The sequence below is a fragment of the Vicinamibacterales bacterium genome (assembly GCA_041659285.1).
Taxonomy (GTDB): Bacteria; Acidobacteriota; Vicinamibacteria; order Vicinamibacterales; family UBA2999; genus 12-FULL-67-14b.
This window is the reverse complement of sequence record JBAZYO010000044.1, coordinates 1-2,677: the sequence shown is the minus strand read 5'-3', so window position 1 is coordinate 2,677 and position 2,677 is coordinate 1. Positions and strand designations below refer to the sequence as shown.

The following is a 2,677-nucleotide window of genomic DNA, read 5'->3' as shown; positions in this document are numbered from 1 at the left end:
AACGTCATCATTTGTAACTTTGACTTCAAGAGTATAGATTCCAGCTTTTGCAGTGTAAGGAACTTCTAAGAAGATTCTTCCACTAACTGTATCTGTCTCTTCGTCGTGCATTGTGCTTGTTTCTATTTTAACTAGGTCACCGAAATAGGATGTTTGTTCAACACCTAAAGCAGTTATTCCAACAGTTACATAGACGTCGTTTAAGTCGTTATAACCAACATTCTTCAAAACAAAATCTACTGGAATTGTTTCACCAGCTTGAATTGTTTGAGATGTAGTTATTGACTTAACAACTGGGTTGTATGAAGGTCTTTGAACTAATAAAGTTAAACCAGTTTTTTCTGTTTTGTAATCTCCATTCCATATCTTTATGTTAAGAGTTACATCATCAGAAAGTTGGTCTTTAAGTTCAGAAGGAACTTCAAGTGTCAAAGTTTTCTTGTATGTATGATTAGCTTCCACATCGAATGGAACTGTCATAGCATCAAAACTAACTTTGTCACCTTCAACTTCTGCTTTTATTCTAACATTAGTAGCATCTGCAATTGCAGTGAACATAACTTTAACAGTCATTGTTTCACCAGCAATAAGACTTACATTGTCTAGAACGTTGATTCCATCAACTTCTATAGTTGTTGTACTAGCTAAATTTGCAGCAGAAACTGTAGCAACCAAAAACAAAGCGATTGCGATTGTACAAAGAGAAACCAAAATTTTCTTTGTATTCATTTTTGCTCTCATTTTATTTAATTGTGTAGAAAGTTTTTTTCTACAAAATCCTATACTAATTATTGTTTATAAAGCTTACGATTGTAGTAATTTAATAGTTACACTGTCGTTACTACCTGTTATAACAATCAGTGACTGGTTGTTACTTTTATTTACAAAAAATAAAGAATACGAAATGGGGTTTCCCCCATCCCGTTTTATTATAAAATTAAAAACTTAATAATTGAATATTGTTACTTGTTGCAGCGAAATTTCGAGCAACAAGAACTTGACACTTTGCGTCTTCTGCAGCTTCTATTACTGAACTTGTAACTGTTCCATCTAAAACTATTGCATAAGGTTTTTCATTCACTCTTCTAAGACTTCCACCAAATCCTCTTGCAGATATTTCTCTTATTTCTCTAAGAGATTCATCCAAAAGAATTGCTTTTCCAGAGTCTTCGTTTGCTTTAAGAATTTTTTTGAGCTTTTCTTTTTCTTCCTCATTCAATTCTTTTTTCTTTAAAGGGGTTTCAGTTCTTTCAGGTTGTTCTCTTCTTTGCATTCCTTCTCTTCTAAGGAATTCATTCAAAGGAGTCTTTCTTCTAAGAATCATAAGGATTTCTTTTCCTGCTAATTCTTCAACTTCTTTTCCATCAGGAGCAACAACAATGTAATCTATATTTGCATTATCCGAAACATTTTGTATAATTAACTTTCCGCCTCTGTCTCCATCAACAAAAAGAGTTATTTCTTTTTCCTTTCCAAGTTCTCTTATTGCGTTTGGCATTTTTGTACCATTCATTGCAATAACATTAGTAACACCTGCTCTCAAAAGATTTACAACATCTGCTCTTCCTTCAACAACAATTATTTCTCTTCCAGATATGTTTCCACATGGAAGTTTTTCGTCACCATATTCTTGTATGCTTGAAGTCTTTGCAGAGTCTTTTATCTCATTTGATATTTCTCTTGAATCGGTTGAACCTTTTATTTCAGACATAAGCTTTTTTGCTCTTTCAAGGATGTAATCTCTTTTGCTTCCTCTTACATCTTCAATTCTTGCAATTTCTATTTGAGCATCACTTGGGCCTATTCTTTCTATTGTTTCAATTGCAGCAGCTATCAAAGTAGTTTCAGATTGATCAAGAGCAGTTGGAATCATTATTTTTCCAGTTGTCATCTTGTCCCTTCTTTCTAATTCAACTTCAATTCTTCCTATCTTTCCTTCTTTCTGCAATTCTCTCATTTCAAGTTCAGCACCCAGCAAACCTTCAGTTTGCCCGAATATAGCTCCGATTACGTCAGGTTTTTCTAAAGCACCTTCAGCTGTAAAATTCGCGTGTATCATGTATTTTATTGATACCGGACTTATTTTTGCCATTTTTGTATTTGTTTAATTTTGTGAGACTTGTTGTCTCACGTGTTTAATTTATTGAAATCTATGATTTCTCAGAAAAATATCGCTAATTATAGCACTCACAAAGGCATAAAGCCCACCCGAACCTTCTCAGGATTTTCCAACGCCCAACTTCTAAACTACCTTAAGATAAAACTTAAGATTATCAAACTTGAATGTGATGTGATATCGTGATAATAATTGAATACGATACTTTTCATAGTTATACCGTTTGGGCAGTTTTTAAAGGTTTCCAATAAGAAACCTTTATAAGTCTCCTTAATCCCCTTTTTTTATGACAAACAACTATTATTCATTTGAAAAACTTGAAGATAGAGGCAAATATGCAAGAGAGATAAGTTGGTCGTTAGGAGAGAATACTCTTAGATGGAAGGCATTCCCTTCTATAAAGAAATCAGAGATTTTTATAAGACCAACAGACCCCCCAGAAGAAAATCTTAGAACAGTATCAAGAATAAGTCTTCAGACTAAAGATGGAAAAATTAACCTTGGAGTAAGTGGATATGATCCTCATAGAGCAATAGATATAAGCAATGTTCTTAAAAGAAA

The 2,677-nt window shown here is 33.2% G+C and carries 3 protein-coding genes; 1 reads left to right on the top strand and 2 read right to left on the bottom strand.

The features are described 5' to 3' along the window. Together WC815_24265 and dnaG are read right to left on the bottom strand one after the other, a co-directional pair. Nucleotides 1-729, bottom strand: a 729-nt coding sequence (locus tag WC815_24265; protein ID MFA5911905.1) for a hypothetical protein, incomplete at its 3' end; no start/stop codon positions are given. A 208-nt stretch (nt 730-937) separates the two neighbouring features. Next, nucleotides 938-2,092, bottom strand: a complete 1,155-nt coding sequence (gene dnaG / locus WC815_24260) for a DNA primase DnaG (protein MFA5911904.1) — start codon at nt 2,090-2,092, stop codon at nt 938-940. Between the two features lie 310 nt (nt 2,093-2,402). On the opposite strand from dnaG, the gene WC815_24255 reads away from it, so the two are divergent. Beyond that, nucleotides 2,403-2,677, top strand: a 275-nt coding sequence (locus WC815_24255; GenBank protein MFA5911903.1) for a hypothetical protein, incomplete at its 3' end; no start/stop codon positions are given.